The following is a 22,311-nucleotide window of genomic DNA, read 5'->3' as shown; positions in this document are numbered from 1 at the left end:
GGAAATTCCCGCTCGCCACGACGCGACGCGGTAGGCGCGGCTAGCGCGCGTCTCGGCGCTCGGCCGTCGGCGCGGACTTCTTGCGCATCTTCGATTCGATCGTGCGGCGCCAGAGCCAGAAGCCGATCACGACCAGCACGACGAAGATGGCGAGCGCCCAGCTCGCGTCGCCAACGATGCTCTGGAGCCGCTCCAGGTTGCGCCCGAACAGATAGCCGATCAGGCCGAACGCGGCCGCCCACACGATGCCGCCGCTCGCGTTGTACATCGTGAAGCGCCCGTAAGGCATGCAGCCCACGCCGGCGAAGAGCGCCGCCCAGGTGCGCAGCAGCGCGATGAACCGGCCGAAGAACACCGTCTTCGCGCCGTGTCGCTCGAAGAAGCGTTTGACGTGCTCCAGCTTCGCGTCGTTCACGCGGAAGAAGCGGCCGTAGCGGCGCACGAATGCGATGCCGCCGCGCCGGCCGATCCAGTAGCCTCCGGCGTCGCCGAGAATCGCCGCCGCCGCGGCGACGGCGATGACCAACGCAATTTTCATGTGGCCGCGCGCAGCGAGCGCGGCAGCCGCCACGAGCGCGGTTTCGCCCGGCACGGGCACGCCGAGGCTCTCCAGGCCGACCACGAGAAACAGGAGGCCGTAGCCGTAGGTGCGAAAGAGCTGGAGAAAATTCTCGTGGAGCATCCGTTAGGCCGATGTCAGAGCACGCGCCAGAGCGTCGGCGCGACGTCGAACGAGAACGTCCACCGGCCCGCGCCGCGCCGCAGCCCTCGCGCGACATCGAACCGGGCGAGGTCGAACAGCACCAGAAGCCCCGCGCCGATCGATGGATACCATCCGCGCGCCGCACCGGCGAAGGGCGCACCGCCCGTCACGTACACCGTGTGCACGTACGGCGCGAGCGTGGCCGTAGCCGACGCGCGACCGAACGCGCCGAGCGAGATCGGCGGAAACGGGATCGGCATGCGCCACTCGGCGTGCCCGGTCAGGCCGACCCGCGCCGCGAACTGGTGGACGTCGTAGCCGGGTCCGCTCACCGGTCCGCCGAGCAAGACGTATTCCTGCGACGGCACGTCGGACGAGGCGCGCACGCCGGCCGCCGTCGCCTCGAGCACCAGGGCGTCGCCGCCGACCTTCCGTTGGGCATGTGCGTCGAGCGCCGCACGCTCGAACGTCGGATGGGCCGCGGCCAGCGTCGTGTCGCGGCCCGTGTACCAGCCGCCGCGCAGCTCCGCGTGCAGCGTCACGTCGCCTAACGGAGTCGATGCGAACGTCCGGCGCACGGCGACGCCCAGACGCGCCTCGCGCACCGACCACGCAGGCAGCGTAGCGCCATACGCGCCGTGCCACGGTGTCGCGTGCACCGCGAGGCGCCCCTGCTCCTCGTACGCCGCCGTCATCGACCAGTCCGCTGCCGCAAGACGGCCCAGCGCCACGTCGAGCCCGACGCCGCGCACGTCGTACGGGTCGGTGCGATCCGAGCCGAACTCCTGCGCCGCGATGCTGTTCGCCAGCGGCGACGTCTCTGCAATGTCGCCGGCCTCGCGGTACTCGCGCATGGCGAACAGCCCGATCGACCGGCCGGGCGTCCACTCGTAGGCGAACGAAGCGCGCCCTTTGGCCTGATGGTCGTCGAAGCCCCACCGGCCGGTGGCCGAGAGCGCGAGGCCGCCGCCCAACCGCGCCGTCGCCCCCGCGCCCAACGCCAACCCCTCGACGCGGTTCACGCGCGCGATGTCGGACAGCCCTCGGGCGGCCGGCTCCACGCCGGCCGCGCGCGAGATCGCCTCGGTACCGACCAGCGCTCGCACCTGCTCCTGCACCCGGCGCACGTCGGCCTCGGTCGCGGCGCGCACGTCCGAGGGCAGCGAGTCCAGGATGCGCCCCGTCCAGTGGTATGATGATACGATGGGTTGCGGCGCCTGCACGATCTCCGAACCCGCAAACAACGACGGGGCGAGGTGCGTGTTGATCCGGTAGCAGCAAATGTCCCACCGCCCGCGGATGATGCCTCGCGCCGGGAAGCGCATCCACGTGCCGGTGCGACGGATCTCGATGTCCTGATGGTAGGGCAGCCAGTACCGGTCGTCGACCAGCGCGTTCTCGAGCACGATCGAGATGTCGTCGAGCGCCGGATCCAGGTACGCCGGCCGTGTGAAGGCGAACGCCATGCGCACCACCTGCGCGCTCGCCGTGTCCAGATAAATCTCGCCGACGATGCGCGCCGCGTGCTCGTCGCGCGGACGCACGGCAACCTCGTAAACGAACCGATCCTGTCCCGCGAGACGAATCTCGAGCGAGTCGCGAATAGCGAAGTCGTAGAGATGCAGGCCGTCGGCCGACAGCGGGTGCGGCACGTCGCGGACCTCATCGCCTTCGCCCAGACGAATGAAATTCGGAAAGTTGTTCTGAACGATGCCGAGATGGTCCTGGTGGTACTCGATGTCCGTCGGCAGGAGCAGCGTGTCGCGGCGCCCTTCGATGATCTGCTTGCTGAGATTGGGCGCGCGCCAGTAGACTTGGAGCGCCAGCTCGTCCGACTTCACGATGGACGGTGGATCGGGGAACCCCTGCCCGAGTTGGACCAGAAGCGTGAGATAGCCGTGCGCGGTGGCCTGATAATCCACCAGCGTGCTGTCGGCGAGTTGCGCGGCGCGGCCTTCTGTCGCGCGCTCGACCAGCGCCATCGTGCGCGGGTCGTCCCATGCCTGCGCGTCAGCGGGTCGTACGGCGGTCAAGAGACCCACCAGGACACACAACGCGGCGGCGTGCGCCGCGGAGAACCGAAGCATGATCGAGAAATGTCGCGGGCTCGAGTGCAGGCGGCAAGCGACGCGATGATGACGCCCGACCGCTTCGTCGCGCTCGCCGAGTCCGGCGGACTCATCCCCGTGTGGCGCGATTGCCTGCTCGACGCGGACACGCCGGTGTCGGCATTCGCGAAACTGCGCCGCGGACCGTTTGCGTTCCTCCTCGAATCGGCGCCCGCGGGCAGCGAGACGTGGGCCCGCTACACCTTCCTCGGCACCGAGCCGCGCGCGGCGTGGCGATTGCGCGACGGCATCGTCGACGACTGGACGCCAGACCGCGGTTGGCACGGCGCGCGGCGCGCCGCCGATCCATTGGACGATCTCCGCGCCCGCCTAACGGAGTACACTCCCGCGGACGTCCCCGAGTTGGGCGCGTTCTGGAGCGGCGCCGTCGGGTATTTCGGCTACGATGTGGTGCGGCTCCTCGAGCGGCTGCCGAACGCACCGCCGCGCGCCATCGACGTGCCGGACGCCGTGTTCGTGTTCACGCGCGCGCTGGTCATCATCGACAATCTGCGCGCACAGGCGCGGGTCGTGGTCGCCGTGCCGGTCGAGCCGGGCCTCGACGGCCCGGCGCGCCGCGCCCTCTACGACACCGCGGTACGCGAGATCCAGACCGTGATCGCGCGGCTGCAGGGACCGGTTGCCCTGCCTCCGCTTGCGCTCGACGACTGCGCGCCGGCCGCCCAGGGCGTGTCGTCTTACTCGCGCGAGCACTTCGAGCGGGATGTCGAGCGGATTCGCCAATACATCTTCGCCGGCGATTGCTTTCAGGCGGAGTTGGCGCGGCGCATCGCCGTCCCCGTGGACTTCGAGCCGCTTTCGCTCTATCGGGCGCTGCGAGCCCTCAATCCATCGCCGTACATGTACCATCTCGTGCTCGACGGCATGGAGTTGGTCGGCAGCTCGCCCGAGCTGCTCGTCCGCGTCGCCGACGGCACCGTCACCGTTAGGCCAATCGCCGGGACGCGCCCCCGCGGCGCATCGCCGGAAGAAGATGCGCGGCTCAGCGCCGAGCTCCTCGCCGATGAGAAGGAACGCGCCGAGCACGTCATGCTGGTCGACCTCGGCCGCAACGATGTCGGGCGCATCGCCGCCTATGGAACCGTGCGCGTAACGGATCTCATGGTGATCGAGCGCTACAGCCACGTGCTGCACATCGTCAGCCAGATCGAGGGCGAGCTGCGGGCCGATGCGTCGGCCGTCGATGTGTTTCGCGCGACCTTCCCTGCCGGCACGCTCACCGGCGCGCCGAAAGTGCGCGCGATGCAAATCATCGACGAGCTCGAACCGGAGCGCCGTGGTCCGTACGGGGGCGCGGTGGGCTACATCGCGGCCGGCGACCGGCGCATGGACCTCGCCATCACCATCCGCACGTGCGTCATAGCCGGCGGTGTCGCGAACGTGCAGGCGGCCGCGGGCATCGTCGCCGATTCGGTGCCGGCCCGCGAGTTCGAGGAAACCGAAAACAAGATGCGCGCCCTCCTGACGGCGATCGGACGCGTGCGCGCGGCGTCGCGGACCGGATCGCCGGCGTGACGGCGGCCCCATTCCCCCCTCATCCGGCCTTCGGACTGCTATTCCACGACTCGAGCTCGATTTTCCACTCGCCGCTCGTCTGCCGCTTGAGCACCAACGTCATCTTCCCCTCGCTCTCGAACGGCTGCTGCGGCGGCGGGAACTCGATTCGCTGCTTGTTGATCCCCCACTCGTACGCCCAGTCGCCCTGAATAGTGATCTGCTTCCAGTCGATGGCGCAGTACACCATCTTCGCGCCTTTGAGCCCCGGCGTTAGGCCGTTGAGCCACGCGGCGATCGCCGCCTTCCCCACCATGGGCTCGAGACCCTGAATCAGATCAACGCCGTCCTCGGCCCACAATTCGGCCGAGGCGGGATTGTCCATCTGCTGGCACGCCCGCACCTCTTTCGCGTTGAGTGCGTCCACGGCGCGCCGCGCAACGCTGTCGGCGCTTGACGACGCCGCCACCGGGCTCGACTGCCCCCAGGCGATACCCGCCGCACCGAGGACCGCGATCACGGCGCACACCGCCGACCGCGCCGCACCACGCCACCTGCCTAACGAACGAGTCATGCGGCCTCCAGTGATTGCCAGCCGTTAGGCCTTCGCCACCGACACCACCTTGTCCCACACCCAGGCGCCGCCCGAGAGGTTCTCCTGGTGTGCCGACAACACGCCGTCGCTGCCCCCGCCCTTCGCGAACGCCAGGAGCTTCCCGACGAAGGCATCGTTCGCCCCGAATGAAAATCCGGTCTCGCTCAAATACTTGACGCCCCACACCTTGAGACCATCCAGGTGCTGCGCGCCGGCCTGAAATTCCGCGCTCGAGATCACGCTCTGGTCGTCCTTGAACATCGACAGATAGACCATCTTGTCGCCGCAGATGCCGCTGTTGAGCGTGATCACCGCGAGCGCGGGCGCCAACAGCACGTGCTTCCGATACCACCGCGCGAATGCGAACGGCTGCTTCTGCAGCGCGCTGCCGGCATCACGATTCCGCCAATGCTCGGCGGCCTCCTCGAAGAACGCGCGCATCTGCGACGTCTCATAGAGCCGCCAGAACAACTTCGCCAGCATCTCGGCGCCCGCGATGAGAATGCCCGCGATGAGACCGGCGCCCGCGCTCGCCGCCGCCAGGCCCATGTTCGCCGCGCCCTTCAACATCGTCCACATGCCCTCGCCGACGCTCACCGTCATCGCGCGATGAATCGTGTCCACGACCATCTTCGGATGACCCGAACCGAACTCCACATCGCGCGACGACTTCCATGCCTTGAAGCGCGTGATCGCCGCGTCCACCGTCACGACCACGCCCTTGCCCAGGTCTAACGCACCGGACAGCAAGCCGGATGCAAGAGCGCTCTGCGTCGCGCTCACGGCGGCATTGACGGCCGCCGTGACCAACGACGCCGGTAATTCGCACTTCCACTTTTCCTTCAGTGACTCGAGCAGGCCCTTCGCCACGTCCTGAAACCACCGCTTCACCCGCTCCATCACCGACATCAATTGCGTCTGTGCGTCGGGCTTGAGGAGGAACGGTTTGGTTGCGCCCCAGCCGGCGTCGATGATCTCGTTCCCTGGCACCATCACCACGCCCTGATAGGTCGACACGGTGTTCGCCACTGCATTGTTGAGCCCGGTCGATGCCCCGGCGTACGACAGCGCACCCCCCGCGATCGACATGCCGCCCTCGAGCAGCACGTTGAAAATTCGCGGCGACACCGTGAGATGTGAGAACAGATACAGCACGCCCAGGCGCGCATTGATGAGATTCTCGTGCATGAAGTTAGGCGTCACGCCCCACGCGCTGTCGGTGTCGCCGCCCTTCTGGACCTGCGTCGTCAACAGCTCGACGTATCCGTCCTTGTTCCGGCGCGACTTCTTCCACTCGTCGCCCGCGCCTTGCGTCTTCTTCCACGCCGCGAGCGCATTCTTGACGCGCGTCAGGCTCGCCGCGCTCTTGTCCTTCTGATACGCGCTCAGCGCGTTGTCGAGCGCCACCAGCTCGTTGCTCCGGCGGGCGCCGAGCGACTGGGTGTGCTTGATCCAGTCGTCGTATGGAACGAGGGATGTTGCCACGGTTGGTCTTCGTCTCGAGTAGAAGAAAGAGGCGGCCGCGCGCCGGACAAAGCCCGACGCGGTCGACGCGTGTACAAAGTACGAGCCCCGAGCGATTGCCGCAAAAACAGACGGGCCGCGGCCCGCGGCAGCCGCCAGTCGCCCGGACCCCGGGCCGGTGACATATTCCGTGTCATGCCTTTTCGCCTGACGAGCACCGCCGGCGACCAATCCTTCGAGCTGCAGGACGGTGCAACCTTCGTCGTGGGACGCGCGTCGGTGAGCGACCTTCCGGTTTTCGATCCAACCATCTCGCGCCGCCACGCCGAGCTCACGAGCGACGGTCTCACGATTCGCGTGCGCGACCTCGGATCGAGCAACGGGACGTTCGTCAACGGCGCGCGCGTGACCGAAGGCAGCGTTAGTCCCGGCGACACGATCGCGTTCGGCAAGGTGCCGTTCCGCGTCGCCACGATCACGCGGCCGCTCGCGACGCTGGGCTCGGAGCTGTTGACGGATGAGCCGACCCCGACGATGCCCAGCTCGACCATCATCCGCGAGCGGCCGTTCGGTCACCCGGGCGGCCTCTCACGCGTGATTCACACCACGAATCTGGCCGAGGCGAAGGCGCAGACCGTCATGACCGACGAGCATGCGATCACAGCCAAGAAGCTCGCGCTCTTGCTCGAGGTGTCCAAGCAGTTGTCGCGCGCCGCCGACGTCGATGCGCTGCTCAACACCATCGCCAGCGTGCTTTTCCAGATTCTGGATGTGGACCGCGTCGCCATCGACCTGCTCGACGACGAGGGCACGGGCGCGCACGCACGGCGCATCTCGCGCGATCGGCGGGGCGCCGCCGCCGGACGCGCCATCCCGCAATCCATCGCCCGCAAAGTGGTCGACGAGAAGGTGGCCGTGCTCTCGGACAACGCGCCGCAGGACGAGCGCTTCGGCGGCCAATCGATTCTCATGCAGAGCGTGCGATCGGCCATGTGCGCGCCGCTCATCGGCAGCGAGGACCGCGTGCACGGCGTCCTCTACGTGGACAACCTGACGACGACGCAGCGCTTCGATGACGACGACCTCGACTTTCTCGTCGCGTTCTCCAACATCGCCGCGGTGGCGCTCGAGAACAGCGAGTTCGCCGAGCGCATTCGGCGGCAGACGCTGGTGCGCAGCAACTTCGAGCGATTCTTTGCGCCCAACCTCGCGGCGCGCATCGCCGGCGCGCCCGACGCCGTCCAGTTAGGCGGCGAGAAGCGGACGGTAGCCGTGCTGTTCAGCGACATCCGCGGCTTCACGGCGCTTTCGGAAGAGATGCGACCGGACGACGTCGCGCACCTCCTCACGGAGTATTTCTCCGTGATGGTCGAGGTGGTGTTTCGCCACGCCGGCACGCTCGACAAGTTCATCGGGGACGCCATCATGGCGCAGTGGGGCGCGCCCATCGGCGGCGCCGACGATGCGGACAGCGCCATGGCCGCCGCGCTCGAGATGATGCGCGAGCTGGAGACGCTCAACGAGAAGTGGCGGGCGCGCAACCGGCCCGCGTTGCAGATCGGCGTCGGGCTCAATTACGGCGAGAGCTTCGCCGGCTACATCGGCTCCGAGCGCCGTCTGGAATACACCGTGATCGGCGACGCCGTGAATACGGCGAGCCGGTTGTGCGCGGCCGCGGAAGGCGGCGAGATCCTCCTCACCGGCGAGATGCGCGCCAAGCTCGTGTCGCCGCCGCCGATGGTGGAGCGCGGCACGATGGAGCTGCGCGGTAAGAGCCAATCGATTCCCGTCTACAGCGTGGTGCCGTGAGCGTGGTCCTGCCCGACGGATACATCATGCTCTCGGCGCGGTCGGCCCACGGCGTGGGGCTGACCGCCCTGCGCGGGCCGCTCGAGACTGCGTTAGGCTTCGGATCGTTCTATACCTACGCCGCGCACGCCGCGGGTGCGCGCCCGCTGGCCGGCCGCGGCGTCGCCTACGCCGTGCCGCTCCCGGGCGATGCCGCGCGCGTGGTGGTTCGACGGTCGCGGCACGGCGGCATGTTCGAAGCGCTCACCGGCGACCGCTTCGCGCCGCCAACCCGCGCGCCGTACGAGCTTGACACGGCGCTCCGCCTCGCGGCGTCCGGCGTCCGCACACCCGAGGTGGTCGCGTTCGCAGTGTATCCGGCCGGAGTCTTCCGGCGAGCCGATGTCGTCACGCGCGAGATCCCAGGCTCGGCCGATCTCGCCGCCGTGCTCGCCGAACCGATGCCGGAGGACCAGCGGCGCGCGGTGCTCGCCGCGGTTGCCCAACTGCTGGCCGAGCTCACCATCGCGGGCGCGCGCCACCCCGACCTCAACATCAAGAACATTCTGGTCCAGCGGTCCGCCACCGGAGACATGCTCGCCTACGTGTTGGACGTGGATCGCATCTGGTTCGACCGACCGGGCGCCTCGCGCGTGACCGAGCGCAATGTGGCGCGCCTGTCCCGCTCGGCGCGCAAATGGCGGCGAAGCGGCGCGCTCGATTTCGCCGACACCGACATCGGCTGGTTGGCTGCCATGGCGCACCACCTGGCCGCGGAGCCCGGCGTGACGCGGGAAGCGGCCGAGCCCGCGGCGCGCGCCTGACCGGCCATGCGCCTAACGGAATACGTCGCGCACCCGGCCCGCCTCGCGGGCAAGCTGCGCTGGCAGATGCTGTACGCGGGCCGGCGCCGCGACGTCACGGTCGACACCTGGAACGGACGGCTGACGTTCGACAGCCGCGACAAACTCATCGGCAAGTATCTGTTCGTGCAGCGGGCGTACGAGCGGCGCTACATCGAGCGCGCGCTGTCGGTGCTCGAACGCGACGGCGGGCTCTCCCGCGGCGGCACGGTGCTCGACGTGGGCGCGAACATCGGCATGATCTGCATCGCACTGTTGCGCCACGGCTGGTGCGAGCGGGCGATCGCGTTCGAGCCGGCACCGGACAATGTGCGGCTGCTGGACCTCAACATTGCGCAGAACGGATTCGGCAGCCGCATCGAACGCCTCGCGCTCGCCTTGTCGTCGACCGACGGCGAGATGGAGCTCGAGCTGTCGGACTACAACTCGGGCGACAACCGCCTGCGACCGCCTAACGGAGGCCGGGCCGGCGCCTGGCGCGAGGACCGCCGCGCCACGGTGCGCGTTCCGGTACGCCGCCTGGACGACGTGCTCGCCGAACGCCCAACGGACGCACGGGACATCCGGCTCGTCTGGCTCGACATCCAGGGACACGAAGCCCAGTTCTTCGAGGGCGCGCGCGCGACGCTCGCCCGCGGCCTGCCGGTGGTGTCGGAATTCTGGCCCTACGGCATTCTGCGGTCGGGCACGACGCGCGCCGGGTACATGCGCACGATCGCCGGCATTTTCACGCACGTGTACGTGCTCGCCGGCGACGCGGTGCAGCGGCAACCCGTTGCGTCCGTCGATGCCCTCTTCGATGTCTGCGCCGCCCCGAAGGCCATGCGCGAAGTCGTCTTCGTGAGAGAGCCGCACGCGTGAGCGGACGCCGCATCGGCATCGTCATGATGAGCGCGATCGGCGATGCGGTGCACGTCCTTCCGGTGGTGACGGCGCTCAAGCGGCACGAGCCATCGTGCCGCATCGTGTGGGTGCTGCAACCGGGACCTGCTTCGCTCGTGCGCGGACATCCCGGCGTCGATGAGATCATCGTGTACGACGCGCGCCGCGGATTTCGCGGCATGCTCGACGTTCGGGGCGCGCTCGCACGAGAGTCGCTGGACCTGCTCATTGACCTCCAGGTGTACGCCAAGGCCAGCCTCATCACCGCGCTCGCACCGGCTCCCGTGAAGCTCGGCTTCGACCGACGGAGAGCGCGCGATCTGAACTGGCTGGTGACCACCCGCCGCGTTCCCCCGCACGCCCCGCAGCACGTGCAGGACCAGTACTTCGAGTTCCTGGCCGCGTTAGGCGTACCGGCCGAGCCCGTGCAGTGGAACCTCGGACCCTGGCCGGAGGAGCGCGAGCGCCAGCGCGCGCTCGTCGCTCCGTTAGGCCGCCCGCTCGCCACGCTGGTCATCGGCGCCAGCCATCCCGAAAAGGAGTGGTCGGCCGACCGCTGGGCCGCCGTCAACGACGCGCTCGTCGAGCGCTGGGGCCTCGTGCCGGTGCTCGCCGGCGGCTCGAGTGAGCGCGAACGAGCCACGGAGCGCGACATCGTCTCCCGCGCGCGCCACCGGCCGCCCTCCACCCTCGGCATCCCGCTGCGCGATCTCGTCCTGCTGATCGATGCCTCCGAGCTCGTGATTTCGCTCGACACCGGCCCGCTGCACATGGCCGTCGCGCTCGATCGCCCCGTCGTCAGTCTCATGGGGTACAACAATCCCAAGCGCGTGGGACCATATCGCCGCTTTCACGATCTCATCGTGGACGCGTACGGCGACCCCGGCGAGGAGTACCCGGTTTCCCTCGCCCACCGCTACGGTCGGATGCCGCGCATTCAGGTGAGCGATGTGCTGTCGAGGGTCGAGCGCTGGGCGGCCACCTATCGGGCAGCCCCGCGCCAGCGCGGTTAGGCATCCGGCGCCGGATCGCGCCGCCGATACGCCGGATCGTTGTACATCTTGAATTGCCGGTACACTTTCGGCACCACCGCGCCGCTCGCGAGCCCCTCGAGCAACACCGCAAGTTCATCGGCCAGATCATTCCGCTGCTGCTCGAGCACGCGCACCCGGTCGGCGCACGTCGCGCGGAAGTCCGCGGTCGCGTCGCCGCGCTCCGCCTGCTCGCGCATGTGGTAGATCTTGAGCTCCATGATGCTGAGCTTGTCGGCGAGCGATCCCACCGTCTCAGCCACGCGACGTCCGCGCCTCGCGCACGACGCGCATCACTTCCGCGTCGATGCGCTCGATCAGATCGTTGCGCCGCTGGTTGAGCGCGTCGATGGCGCGCTTCGCCGCCGCCACCGCGTGGTCGTCCGCCGACCGCGCGTTGTCTTCCTCGTGCCACAACTCGACGTTCGTGCGCGCCAAGCGCGCGACCAACTCGCCAATGGTGTCGTTCATGCGATCCTGGGACACGGTCGTTCGTGGAGCAGCTTCCGGACGGCGGCCACCACCTGCTCCGCCCCGATTCCCGCCATGAATTGCTCGCCCGCCGCGTGCCGTTTGGCGCGGTCGCGCAGCGGCACGATGCGCGCGTGAGGTCCGGCAATCGCCACCGTCGTTGGTGCGCCCGACGTCCACGACACCGGCGAGGTCGGACCGAACAGCGTCACGCGCGCCACGCCTAACGCATCGGCCATGTGCGCGGGGCCCGTGTCGCCCGACACGAACACGCAGCAGCCGGCCATCACGCCCGCCACACGCCGCACATCCATCACCGGCAGCACCACCACACCGGGCGCCAGCGCCCTCATGCGCGCCACAAGCGCCGCGTCTTCCGGCGCCTGAAAGATGAGTACCGACACGCCATCGCGCAGCAGCGCACGCGCCGCATCGCCAAACGCCTCGACGCTCCAATCCTTGGCCGGCTCCCGCGTCGAGAGCAGCATGCCGACACGGCGCGCATCCGGCACCGCCCCCGCGCTCCGCGCGTCGCGCTCGCCACGCAACCGCTCTTCCTCGGACAAATGGATGCGCGGATGCGACGCAGCGTCGCCGAGCGACACGCCGGCGTCCTCGAGCAACCGCGCCCGCTGCCGCGGCACATACTCCATTCGCCCAACGCGCGACCGCGCGTGCGTATAGAACAACCGCCACGCGCCGATCCGCCAGCCAAGTCGCACCGAAGCGCCCGAGGCCCGCGTGAGCATGGCGGTGCGCAGGCTTCCCTGCACATCCATGACCCAGTCGTACCGTCGCGCTCGAATCTCGCGCCACATGGCGAGCGTGCGATCCGGATCGAATACGATGCGCTCGTGCACCAGCGGATGCCCGGCGACGAGCGGCGCCGCCTCCTGCCCCACGAGATAGTCCAGCCGCGCGTTCGGAAACGCCCGACGTAAGTCCTCGAGTAACGCAGTCGACAGCACGACGTCGCCCAATCGGCGAAGCTGGATGAGCAGGATCCGCTCTGGTGGTCGAAGTGCCATTCACGTTGCCCGAGACGGTGGCCAATATAACATTTCTCTCCCTGCCGATGACACGCGCTATCGCTCTCGCCCAACTCGCACGGTGACGCCGCGCGACGATCTCGCGCCGCGCGACATGCGGCGTGTGTGCATCGTGCTTCTGAGCGCGGTCGGCGATGTGGTGCACACGCTCCCCATCGTGAACGCCCTCAAGCGTGACGATCCAACGCGCCACATCACCTGGCTGTTGCAGCCGGGACCGGCAACGCTGGTCCGCGGCCATCCGTCGGTCGACGACATCATCGTGGTCGAACGCTCGCGCGGTTGGCGCGGCTTTCTCGATGCCCGGCGCGCCCTCGAGGCACGACAGTTCGACATCGCGCTCGCGCTCCAGGATTACATCAAGGCCGGCGTGCTCACGGCGCTCACCCGCGCTCCGGTCCGACTCGGCTTCGACCGCGCACGCGCGCGCGACCTCAGCTGGCTCTTCACCAACGTCCACCTTCCGCCGCACGCGCGACAGCACGTGCAGGACGAATACCTCGAGTTCCTCTCGGCGCTGGGTGTTCCGGCCGTCCCCATCGAGTGGCACGCGGGGCCGCGAGGCGCCGAGCGCGACTGGCAGCACGAGTTCGTCTCGCGCTTCGATCGCCCGATCGTCTCGCTGGTGATCGGCTCGAGTCGGCCGGAAAAGGACTGGCTTCCCGATCGTTGGGCAGAGCTCGCCCGCGTCCTCCACGATGCGTATGGACTCGCCCCCGTGATCGTCGGCGCGCGGACGCTCCGCGAGGTTGCAACCGAGCGGGCGATCCTCGCCGGCGCGCCGGGCGTCATGTCCGCGCTCGACAGCGGCCTGCCGCGCCTGACCGCCATCCTGGACGCGTCGGCGCTCGTGGTCTCGCTGGATACCGGTCCACTACACCTGGCCGTTGCGTTAGGCAAACCCGTCGTCAGCCTGCTCGGCTATACGAATCCCCTGCGCTACGGACCCTATCGCCGGTTCCAGGATCTCGTGATCAATGCCTACGGCGAAACCTCGCGCAACGGCGCGCTGTGCACCGACCGCCGCCCGGGGCGCATGCCGCGGATTGCCGTGCGCGACGTCTTGGAAGCGGTCGATCGCTGGCGTTCGACCTACGAGCCTGCTCGCTGACTCCGATGTCATGGTCCGCATCCGACGTCAGCGCGGCCGCGCGACGATCACGAATGTCGAATCCAGCCACGGGGCGTGCCGCATCGCCCGGTCCCACAGGCGCGTCGCCACCGTCGGATGCGACCGCGGCTTGGGATCGCCCAACACCGTGAGCACCGTGAAGCCGAACCGCTGCTCCAGCAGCGGCGGCAGCGTGGCCGGCGCATAGTAGAACAGGTGGTGGAAGGTGTCGTAGAAGCGCCCGCGGCGGCGGCTCAGGCCTAACCTGCCTAACATGGACTTCCCGCGCGACGCCGCCGATTCGATGTTCGGCACCCCGAGGTAGAGGATCCCCGTGGGCTTGAGGAGCCGACGCGCCAACTCCAGGTATTTCGCCGGCTGCTTGGGATGCTCCAACACCTGGTCGAGATACACGCAGTCGTAGCCGCCGCAGTCGAGCGGTAGCGCGAACAGATCGCCGGTATAGATGCGCGCCCCCACGCTCCGCGCCACCCGCTGCGTCGTCGCTTCGTCCACATCATACCCTTCCACGGTCCAGCCGCGCGACTTCGCCACGGCCAGCTCGACCCCGTCGCCCGAGCCAACCGAAAACAGCCGCCCCGGCGCCATGTAACGCTCGAGCAGCTCGATGTTGGCCGTCTTCTGCGCCAGCCGGAACGCGCGCGCCTCCGGCGTCCTCGGCCCTTCGGGAACGTAGCTCGCGTAGTAGGCGGCGAGATAAGCATCGGTGTACTGCGGGTTCATGAACCGCACGCCGCAGCCCTCGCAGCGCGAGATGCAGGCGCCGCGGTAGTCCCGATCGAACGCGCGCACGTCGGGACACGTGCACAACGGACACATGCCTAACGGAGGGTCGAACGTCGGGTCGACCGCCGTCACGCCGGCGCACCGTCGAGCGGATGAAACCGGTACCGGATGCCCACCCGCTCGAGCAGCGCCACCAACCGCCTGAGCGCCAGGCCCATCACCGTGAAATAGTCCCCGTCGACGCGCTCGACGATCGTCGCGCCGTAGCCTTGAATGCCGTACGCGCCGGCCTTGTCCATCGGCTCGCCGGTGGCCACGTAGGCCGCAATCTCCGAGTCGTCGAGCTCGCGGAATGTCACCCGCGTCGTTTCCACCCGCGATTCGACGCGCCGGCCGCCGCCGAGCACCACCACCACCGCCGTGTGCACGATGTGCGTGCGGCCGCTGAGCGCCCGCAGCATTCGGCACGCGTCGGCCTCGTCCACCGGTTTCCCGAAGATGCGGCCGTCCACGACGACGATCGTGTCGGCAGCGATGACCAACGCGTCCGGGTGCCGCGCCGCGACAGCCAGTCCCTTCTCCGTCGCCAGCCGCAGCGCGTGGCCGGTATCGGACTCGCCCGGGCGCAGCGATTCATCGATGTCCGCCGCGTCTATCTCGTGCGCGATGCCGATCATGCCCAACAGTTCGTGACGACGCGGCGATGCGGATGCGAGAACGACCCGCACGCTCAGCGCTCGAGCCAGAGCGTGACCGGCCCGTCGTTCACCAGATCGACCTCCATCATGGCGCCGAATTCGCCGGTCTCGACTCGCACGCCGCTCGCGCGCAGCAGCGACACGAACCGCTCGTAGAGCGGTATCGCCGTGTCCGGACGCGCGGCGTCGATGAAACTCGGCCGCCGCCCTTTGCGGGCGTCGCCATAGAGCGTGAACTGTGACACGACCAGGAGCGCGCCGTCCTCCAGCTCCGCCAACGCACGATTCATTTTCCCGTTCTCGTCCGCGAACAGGCGCAACCCGATCACCTTGTCGGCCATCCAGCTGACATGTTCGTCGGTGTCGCCGTGCGTAAAGCCTACCAGAAGACAGAAGCCGGCGCCAATGCGGCCGGTCACGCGGCCCTCGATGCGGACCTCGGCGCGGGAGACGAGCTGAAGCAGGACGCGCATGTCCGCGATCGAGTGGTGGTCAGCGCCTCGCGGCTGCGCCCGATCCGGCTCCAGCCGGCTCGCGGCCGGTGAGCGACCGGACCGTCTCGCGGAGCCCTTCGTCCAACGCGACCACCGGCGTGTAGCCGAGCATGGTGCGCACCCGGTCGAGCGAGGCGAGGGAGTCTCGCACGTCGCCGGTGCGCGCGGGCTCGTACCGTGCGTCGACGGTGGCGCCGAACAGGTCGCGGATGCGGCGCCAGAGCGCGTTCACGCTCACACGCTCGCCGCACCCGACGTTGTACGCCTCGCCTAACGCAGCCGCCGGCGCCTCGCAGGCCAGGAGGTTGGCGCGCACGACGTTCCGCACGAAGGTGAAATCCCGCGTCTGCTCGCCGTCGCCGAAGATGGTTGGCGATTCGCCCGCCACCGCGCACATGATGAACTTCGGGATCACCGCAGCGTATTGCGACGACGGATCCTGGCGCGGACCGAACACGTTGAAGTAGCGCAGCGCGACTGTGGCCACGCCGAAGGACGCATGGAACGCCCGGCAGTACTGCTCCCCTGCATACTTCGCGGCCGCGTAAGGCGACAGCGGACGCGGCAGCATCTCTTCGCGCTTCGGCAACTCGGCGGTATTGCCGTACGCCGACGAGGACGCCGCGTAAACGACGCGCTGCACCTGCGCGTCGCGCGCCGCGATCAACACGTTGAGGGTCCCGGTCGCATTGGCTTCGTGCGAGGCCAGGGGATCGCGCAGCGACCGCGGCACCGACGGAAGCGCCGCCTGGTGCAACACGAAATCGGCGCCGGCGATTGCTTCGCGACACGCATCAGGATCGGTGACGGACCCCTCGACAATGCGGATCCTCTCGAGCCATGGCTCGAGGTTTTCCCGGCGCCCCGTGGAAAAGTTGTCGAGCACCGTGACGCGATGCCCACCGACGGCAGTCACGAGATGTTCAACGAGGTGCGAGCCGATGAAGCCCGCCCCTCCTGTCACGACGTAGTGCACGGTGAAACGCGTCCGGGTGCGGGGGTGGGCGCCGAGGTCCGGCGCCCAGATGCGTTAGGCTACTCGACCGTCACCGACTTGGCGAGGTTGCGCGGCTGGTCCACGTTCGACCCCCGCTTCACTGCGATGTAATACGCGAGCAACTGCAGCGGAACCGCGGCCAGGATCGGCGTGAACATGTCGATCGTTTCAGGGACGCGAATCTCGTAGTCGATCTTGCCGGCCAGCGACGGCTCCGACCGGCTCGTGAGCGCAATCACCCGGCCGCCGCGAGCCTTCACTTCCTGCACGTTCGACACGACCTTGTCGAACACCGAGTCGTGCGGTGCGATGAACACCACCGGCATGTTCTCGTCGATAAGCGCGATGGGTCCGTGCTTCATCTCCGCCGCCGGATACCCTTCGGCGTGGATGTAGCTGATCTCCTTGAGCTTGAGGGCGCCCTCGAGCGCGGCGGGGAAATTGTACCCGCGGCCCAGGTAGAGAAAATTCGCGGCGTCGTTGAACTCGTCGGCGATGCTCTCGATCTCGTCGGCGCGATCCAGCACGTCCTTGATCTGGGCGGGGAGCTTCTGCAGCGCCTCGACGATCGGGCGGCCTTCCGCTGCCGGCAGCCCACGCAAGCGCGCCAGCCGCAGCGTGAACAGCGCCAACGCCATGACCTGGCTCGTGAATGCCTTGGTGGACGCGACGCCGATTTCCGGACCGGCGTGAATGTAGATACCGCCGTCCGACTCGCGTGCGATGGTCGAGCCGACCACGTTCACGATGCCTAACGCTCGTGCGCCGCGCTTCTGGGCCTCGCGCATCGCGGCCAGGGTGTCGGCCGTTTCGCCGGACTGCGAGATCACGATGCACAGGGTCTTGGGCCCGATCACCGGATTCCGGTACCGGAACTCGGACGCGTACTCGACTTCCACCGGAATGCGCGCCAGCTCCTCGATCATGAACTCGCCGATGAGCGCCGAGTGCCAACTGGTGCCGCAGGCGGTAATGACGATGTTGTCGAACTCGAGTAGTTCTTCGTTGGTCAGGTTGATGCCGCCCAGTTTGGCGGTGCCCTCTTCCACCAGCAGACGGCCGCGCATCGTGTTCTCGACGGTGGTCGGCTGCTCGAAGATCTCCTTGAGCATGAAGTGCGGGAATCCACCCCGCTCGATCATGTCGAGGTCCCAGTCGATGCTGTTCACGGCGCGCGTCATCGGCAGCGCCTGCATGTCGATGATGCGATACCCATCGCGCTCCAACACGGCGAGGTCGCCATCGTCGAGATAGATGACCTGGCGCGTGTGCGCGAGGATCGCCGACACGTCGCTGGCGACGAAGTATTCGCCTTCGCCCAACCCCACGAGCAGCGGACTGCCTTTGCGCGCCGCCACGATCTTGTTGGGGTCGCGACTCGATACGACGGCGATCCCGTACGTGCCCTCCACCTTGCGCAGCGCCTCGAGCACCGCCTCCTCGAGATTGCCGTCGAAGAATTCCTCGATCAGGTGGGCAAGCACCTCGGTGTCGGTCTCCGAGCGGAACGTGTGGCCGACGTCTTCGAGCGCCTGCCGCAACGACGATCCATTCTCGATGATCCCGTTGTGGACGACCGCAATGTTGTTGTCACAGGAGACGTGCGGGTGCGCATTGCAGAAGTTCGGCGCGCCATGCGTGGCCCAGCGGGTGTGGGCGATGCCGAGGGTGCCGTGGATCGGAGCCGCGATGACGAGCCTCTCGAGCTCGGAAATCTTCCCCGGCGCCTTCCGCGTTTCGACGCCCTTCCCGTTCATGATCGCTACACCGGCCGAATCGTACCCCCGATACTCGAGCCGCTTGAGTCCTTCGAGCAGCAACGGCGACGCGAGTCGCGGTCCTACATAGCCGACTATTCCACACATGTGGTTGAACCTCGGTTAGTCATCGTCCCAACCCGTCTAACGGAACACGCGACCGCGCGACCAGCTCGCGCGCCGCCGCGGCATTCGGTGCTTCCGCAATCACCCGTACGATCGGCTCGGTCCCCGATGGCCGCACGTGCACCCACCGGTCCACCCACGACAGCCGCAGCCCGTCCTGCGTATCGGCCTCGGCGTCGCTAAAGCCCTGTCGCAACGCATCATACACCGCGTCGAGCGGCGCGTTCGGCCGGTCCAGCTTGTCCTTTACGATGACGTATTGGGGATACCTGGCCACTATGGCCGAAAGCGGCGCGTTGTCCTCCAGCAACATTTGCAGCAAGAGCGCTACACCGACCGGAGCGTCCCGACCCAAATGCACTTCCGACAGAATGACTCCGCCGTTTCCCTCGCCGCCGATGGCGGCGCCCTCTGTGCGCATCCGAACCGCGACATTCACTTCGCCTACCGGCGCGCGCACGACGCGCGCGCCAGCCTCTCTTGCCACGTCATCGACGATCCGACTGGTCGATAGATTCGCGACTACTGGACCGCTCCTGTATCTGAGCACAAGCCGGGCCGCGAGCGCCAATGTCCAGTCTTCTCCAATCGCCGTGCCCTTGTCCGACACGAGCGCCAGCCGATCGACATCCGGATCGGTTGCCAAACCGACGTCCGCTTTCGACTTCAGCACGAGCCGTTCCAAGTCGCCCAGGTTCGACGCAACGGGCTCCGGCGGCCTCGTGAATCGACCGTCAGTCTCGACGTTGATCGCGTGCACGTCGCAACCCAAGCGCTCCAGCAGCTCGGGAACGATCGCGCCGCCCGCGCCGTGCGCGCAGTCGAGCGCGACGCGGAATTTTCGCTTCCGAATCTCGTCTACCTTCACGAACGGCAGCGACAACACGGCGTCGATATGCCGCGCGATCGCTCGCTCGTCGGTCTCCACTTCGCCCAGCGCATCCCACGTCGCGCGCGGAATCGTGCTTTCGACCACGCCGCGCATCTCAGCGCCTTCCGCGCCATCCAGAAAAAGTCCAGACGGGCCGATGAACTTGAGCGCGTTCCACTCGATCGGATTGTGGCTTGCCGTGATGGCCAATCCGCCGGCGGCCCGATGGTGCTCGACCGCGAGCTGAATGGTCGGCGTGGGTGCAAGTCCGACATCGATCACATCGCAGCCGACGGATTGCAGCGCCGCAATCGTCGCGCGATGAAACATCGGACCTGACACACGCGAGTCCCGTCCCACCACGACGCGACACCGCGTCGATGAACGCGGCGCCTCGGACCACTTGGTGCGCGCCCAGGCGCCGAAGCCGGATGCAAAGCGCGTCACGACGTCCGGCGTCAGCGCTTCACCGACACGCCCCCGCACTCCCGACACGCTAACCATCAGTCCCTCATACACGCTGTAACCTCCATCACGGTCCGAGACAAAGCTATGCGAACGCGTCGTAACAAGAATAACGAGAAGTCGTCGACCGTGACGGCTTTTCGCGAAGTTGATGCAGGGACGCGGCGTGTGAGCGCGCGGCGCGCCAGGCGCCGCGCGCGCGTTGGGCGGGGCGTCTCGATGGCGGCGCCGGCAAGGCGGACTGCGTTAGGCGGAAAGGCGGAGCGGTCAGCCGGCCGGCTGCGCGAGCCGCGCCGCCCGGACGGCATCGGGCATCGTGTCGCGCTGGTCCAGCTCGATCGCACCCGTCGTCACGGCTTCGAGGAACGCGTCGACCACCTGCCCGTCGAACTGGGTCCCCGACATCCGCTTGAGCTCGTCGAGCGTGTCCGCATACGACAGGCCTTTGCGATACGGCCGGCGGCTCATCATGGCGTCGAACGCGTCGGCCACCGCAATGATGCGCGCCTCGCGCGCGATGGCATCGCCGCCTAACCCGTCCGGCACGCCCGTACCGTCGATGCGCTCGTGGTGGGATCGCACGATGTTGAGCACCACCGGATTGTCGCCCAGCAGCGGCCGCAGAATCCGCCAGCCAAGCACCGGGTGCGTCATGATGTGCTGATATTCTTCCTTCGTGAGCGGACCGGGCTTGTTGAGCACGTCCTCACGCACGCCGATCTTGCCGATGTCGTGGAGCTGTCCGCCTAACTCGATGTGCCGGACCGTCGCCGCGTCGATGCCGAGCATGCGGCTGATCCCGACCGCGTAGCGGCTCACCCGGATCGAGTGGCCGCGCGTATACGGATCCTTGAGCTCCAACGCTTCGGCCAGCGACTGCACGCTCGCCAGAAACAATTCCTCGAGGCGCTGCGCTTGCGCTCTTACGCGCTCCTCGAGGCGCTCCTGATAGTCGCGGTTCTCGATCAGCAGCCGCCGCTTCTCCAGCGCCTGCGTCACACGCGCGCGCACTTCCTCGAAGCTGAACGGCTTCGTGATGTAATCCATCGCGCCCGCCGACAAACACGACACGGCGACTTCCACTTCCGCGACGGCCGTCACCATCACCACCGCCACTTCCGGGTGAAGCTCGCGGATCCGCCTGAGCAGCGAGGCGCCATCCATCCCGGGCATGCGCATGTCGGACAACACCAGCTCGACCGGCTCTCGATCCAGCAACGCCAAGGCGTCCTGCGCCGAGCCTGCCTCGAAGCAGTGGTAGCCTGCGCCCTGCATCAGGCGCACAAGTGCTTGGCGGAGCCGCGGCTCATCGTCGACGACGAGACAGCGCGTTCCATCGACGCTCGTAGCGTGCGTCACTGGTTTCGGGAGTTTATCTTGCGCGAACTGATCAACGGATCTTGGCATGACGCGCATCTTCGACGACGATCTACAGTCCGGGTTGGGCACGCGGGCCATCCATGCTGGTCAGCGACCGGATCCGCTGGCCGGCGCGATCATGACGCCGGTCTACCTCACGTCGACGTACGTGCAGGAGGGGCTCGGCAAGAACAAGGGATTCGAGTACGCGCGCAGCAGGAACCCGACGCGAGACGCACTCGAGCGGAATGTGGCTGCGCTGGAAGATGGGCGACATGGCTTCGCCTTCGCTAGCGGTACCGCGTGCGTCGACTCGATCATGAAATTGTTCCAATCCGGCGATCACGTGATCTGTGGCCAGAACGTCTACGGCGGCACGTTCCGCCTGTTCGACAAGCTGCTGCAGAAGATGGGTCTGCTGTTCACGTACGTCGACACCCGCGATGCCCAACGGATCGCCGACGCATGCACGCCTCGCACCGTCGCCGCGTTAGTCGAGACGCCGACTAACCCGCTCATGTGGATTACCGATCTGTCGGCTGCCGCGGAAGCGGCCCATCAGGCCGGCGCGCTGCTCATCGTGGACAACACGTTCGCCACACCGGTATTCCAGCGCCCGTTTGCGCACGGCGCTGACATCGTATTTCATTCGACGACAAAGTACCTCAACGGCCATAGCGACATGATCGGCGGCATCGCCCTGTTGCGGGACGACGACCTGGCCGACCGCTTGGCATTCATTCAAAACGCTTCAGGAGCCGTTCCAGGACCCTTCGACTGCTGGCTTGCCATGCGAGGCACCAAGACGCTCCATTTGCGCATGCCGCGGCACGACGAGAATGGGCGACGCGTGGCCAGCTGGTTGGCTGAGCGCGTCGGCGCCGAACGAGTCATTTACCCCGGGCTGCCGTCGCATCCCCAGCACGAGCTCGCCTGCCGCCAGATGCGTGGCTTCGGCGGTATGATCACGGTGGACCTCGGGACGCGCGAGCGTGCCGCGCGGGTGCTCGGTCGCACGAGAATCTTTTCCCTGGCGGAATCGTTGGGTGGAGTAGAGAGCCTCATCAGTCATCCGGCGTCGATGACCCACGCATCCGTGCCCCCCGAGCGCCGCGCCGAGCTCGGTATCGGAGAAGGGATGGTGCGGCTGTCGTGCGGGGTCGAGGACATTGGTGACCTGATCGCGGACCTCGATCACGCCTTCGCCACGTAGCCGC

21 protein-coding genes are annotated in these 22,311 nt (G+C 67.7%); 7 read left to right on the top strand and 14 right to left on the bottom strand.

Annotated features, from left to right (window positions below; genetic code table 11):
* Positions 1-40 precede the first annotated feature (40 nt).
* Together VFW04_07100 and VFW04_07095 are read right to left on the bottom strand one after the other, a co-directional pair.
* Entirely contained in the window at positions 41-682 is a 642-nt protein-coding gene (locus tag VFW04_07100) for a DedA family protein (protein ID HEX5179079.1), read from the bottom strand.
* 14 nt (positions 683-696) lie between these two features.
* Positions 697-2,790 (bottom strand): hypothetical protein, encoded by a 2,094-nt coding sequence (locus VFW04_07095; protein HEX5179078.1) that lies wholly within the window; start codon positions 2,788-2,790, stop codon positions 697-699.
* Positions 2,791-2,799: 9 nt separating this feature from the next.
* Here VFW04_07095 and VFW04_07090 point away from each other — a divergent pair, with 9 nt between their 5' ends.
* The gene (locus VFW04_07090; protein ID HEX5179077.1) at positions 2,800-4,347 is read left to right on the top strand and encodes a chorismate-binding protein; all 1,548 of its coding nucleotides are present in this window, start codon (positions 2,800-2,802) and stop codon (positions 4,345-4,347) included.
* Between the two features lie 19 nt (positions 4,348-4,366).
* On the opposite strand, the gene VFW04_07085 is transcribed toward VFW04_07090, so the two are convergent.
* Both VFW04_07085 and VFW04_07080 read right to left on the bottom strand, forming a co-directional pair.
* Positions 4,367-4,900: a nuclear transport factor 2 family protein gene (locus VFW04_07085; protein HEX5179076.1), complete on the bottom strand. Its 534-nt coding sequence runs from the start codon at positions 4,898-4,900 to the stop codon at positions 4,367-4,369.
* A 24-nt stretch (positions 4,901-4,924) separates the two neighbouring features.
* Complete coding sequence (locus VFW04_07080) at positions 4,925-6,406, bottom strand: hypothetical protein (protein HEX5179075.1); 1,482 nt, start codon at positions 6,404-6,406, stop codon at positions 4,925-4,927.
* A 174-nt stretch (positions 6,407-6,580) separates the two neighbouring features.
* Here VFW04_07080 and VFW04_07075 point away from each other — a divergent pair, with 174 nt between their 5' ends.
* Genes VFW04_07075 through VFW04_07060 form a run of 4 tightly spaced genes read left to right on the top strand, consistent with a single transcriptional unit; the run spans position 6,581 to position 10,931 of the window.
* Positions 6,581-8,194, top strand: a complete 1,614-nt coding sequence (locus tag VFW04_07075; GenBank protein ID HEX5179074.1) for an adenylate/guanylate cyclase domain-containing protein — start codon at positions 6,581-6,583, stop codon at positions 8,192-8,194.
* Positions 8,191-8,997: a lipopolysaccharide kinase InaA family protein gene (locus VFW04_07070; GenBank protein ID HEX5179073.1), complete on the top strand. Its 807-nt coding sequence runs from the start codon at positions 8,191-8,193 to the stop codon at positions 8,995-8,997. Before VFW04_07075 ends, VFW04_07070 begins: the two co-directional genes overlap by 4 nt.
* A 6-nt stretch (positions 8,998-9,003) precedes the next feature.
* The gene (locus VFW04_07065) at positions 9,004-9,897 is read left to right on the top strand and encodes an FkbM family methyltransferase (protein ID HEX5179072.1); all 894 of its coding nucleotides are present in this window, start codon (positions 9,004-9,006) and stop codon (positions 9,895-9,897) included.
* Positions 9,894-10,931 (top strand): glycosyltransferase family 9 protein, encoded by a 1,038-nt coding sequence (locus VFW04_07060; GenBank protein HEX5179071.1) that lies wholly within the window; start codon positions 9,894-9,896, stop codon positions 10,929-10,931. Before VFW04_07065 ends, VFW04_07060 begins: the two co-directional genes overlap by 4 nt.
* On the opposite strand, the gene VFW04_07055 is transcribed toward VFW04_07060, so the two are convergent.
* From VFW04_07055 to VFW04_07045, 3 genes are read right to left on the bottom strand one after another with little or no spacing between them, the layout of a single operon-like run.
* Positions 10,928-11,212 carry a DUF4254 domain-containing protein gene (locus VFW04_07055; protein HEX5179070.1) on the bottom strand — a complete coding sequence of 95 codons (285 nt, stop codon included), beginning with the start codon at positions 11,210-11,212 and terminating at the stop codon, positions 10,928-10,930. The genes VFW04_07060 and VFW04_07055 overlap by 4 nt on opposite strands.
* Positions 11,205-11,420: a DUF4254 domain-containing protein gene (locus VFW04_07050; GenBank protein ID HEX5179069.1), complete on the bottom strand. Its 216-nt coding sequence runs from the start codon at positions 11,418-11,420 to the stop codon at positions 11,205-11,207. The genes VFW04_07055 and VFW04_07050 overlap by 8 nt, the downstream gene beginning before the upstream one ends.
* A complete protein-coding gene (locus VFW04_07045) occupies positions 11,417-12,448 on the bottom strand; it encodes a glycosyltransferase family 9 protein (protein HEX5179068.1) in 1,032 nt (343 codons plus the stop codon). The genes VFW04_07050 and VFW04_07045 overlap by 4 nt, the downstream gene beginning before the upstream one ends.
* A gap of 82 nt (positions 12,449-12,530) precedes the next feature.
* Here VFW04_07045 and VFW04_07040 point away from each other — a divergent pair, with 82 nt between their 5' ends.
* Positions 12,531-13,580: a glycosyltransferase family 9 protein gene (locus VFW04_07040; GenBank protein ID HEX5179067.1), complete on the top strand. Its 1,050-nt coding sequence runs from the start codon at positions 12,531-12,533 to the stop codon at positions 13,578-13,580.
* A 27-nt stretch (positions 13,581-13,607) separates the two neighbouring features.
* Here VFW04_07040 and VFW04_07035 read toward each other — a convergent pair whose 3' ends face one another.
* The 7 genes from VFW04_07035 to VFW04_07005 form a co-directional block, all read right to left on the bottom strand.
* Positions 13,608-14,459, bottom strand: coding sequence for a class I SAM-dependent methyltransferase (locus tag VFW04_07035; protein HEX5179066.1), 852 nt, complete (start codon positions 14,457-14,459; stop codon positions 13,608-13,610).
* Positions 14,456-15,055 (bottom strand): Maf family protein, encoded by a 600-nt coding sequence (locus tag VFW04_07030; GenBank protein HEX5179065.1) that lies wholly within the window; start codon positions 15,053-15,055, stop codon positions 14,456-14,458. The genes VFW04_07035 and VFW04_07030 overlap by 4 nt, the downstream gene beginning before the upstream one ends.
* A 2-nt stretch (positions 15,056-15,057) precedes the next feature.
* Complete coding sequence (gene dtd / locus VFW04_07025) at positions 15,058-15,498, bottom strand: D-aminoacyl-tRNA deacylase (protein ID HEX5179064.1); 441 nt, start codon at positions 15,496-15,498, stop codon at positions 15,058-15,060.
* A gap of 19 nt (positions 15,499-15,517) precedes the next feature.
* Entirely contained in the window at positions 15,518-16,495 is a 978-nt protein-coding gene (locus VFW04_07020; protein ID HEX5179063.1) for an SDR family oxidoreductase, read from the bottom strand.
* Between the two features lie 59 nt (positions 16,496-16,554).
* Positions 16,555-18,381, bottom strand: coding sequence for a glutamine--fructose-6-phosphate transaminase (isomerizing) (gene glmS / locus VFW04_07015; protein ID HEX5179062.1), 1,827 nt, complete (start codon positions 18,379-18,381; stop codon positions 16,555-16,557).
* Positions 18,382-18,400: 19 nt separating this feature from the next.
* Complete coding sequence (glmM, locus tag VFW04_07010) at positions 18,401-19,789, bottom strand: phosphoglucosamine mutase (protein HEX5179061.1); 1,389 nt, start codon at positions 19,787-19,789, stop codon at positions 18,401-18,403.
* Between the two features lie 213 nt (positions 19,790-20,002).
* Positions 20,003-21,094, bottom strand: a complete 1,092-nt coding sequence (locus VFW04_07005) for an HD domain-containing phosphohydrolase (GenBank protein ID HEX5179060.1) — start codon at positions 21,092-21,094, stop codon at positions 20,003-20,005.
* Between the two features lie 46 nt (positions 21,095-21,140).
* Between VFW04_07005 and VFW04_07000 the strand changes: the two genes are divergently transcribed.
* Positions 21,141-22,307 (top strand): PLP-dependent aspartate aminotransferase family protein, encoded by a 1,167-nt coding sequence (locus VFW04_07000; GenBank protein ID HEX5179059.1) that lies wholly within the window; start codon positions 21,141-21,143, stop codon positions 22,305-22,307.
* The last annotated feature ends 4 nt before the right edge of the window (positions 22,308-22,311 follow it).

The sequence above is a fragment of the Gemmatimonadaceae bacterium genome (assembly GCA_036273715.1).
Lineage (GTDB): Bacteria > Gemmatimonadota > Gemmatimonadetes > Gemmatimonadales > Gemmatimonadaceae > JADGGM01.
The sequence above is the reverse complement of the archived record's forward strand: the minus strand, read 5'-3'. Positions and strand labels throughout refer to the sequence as shown.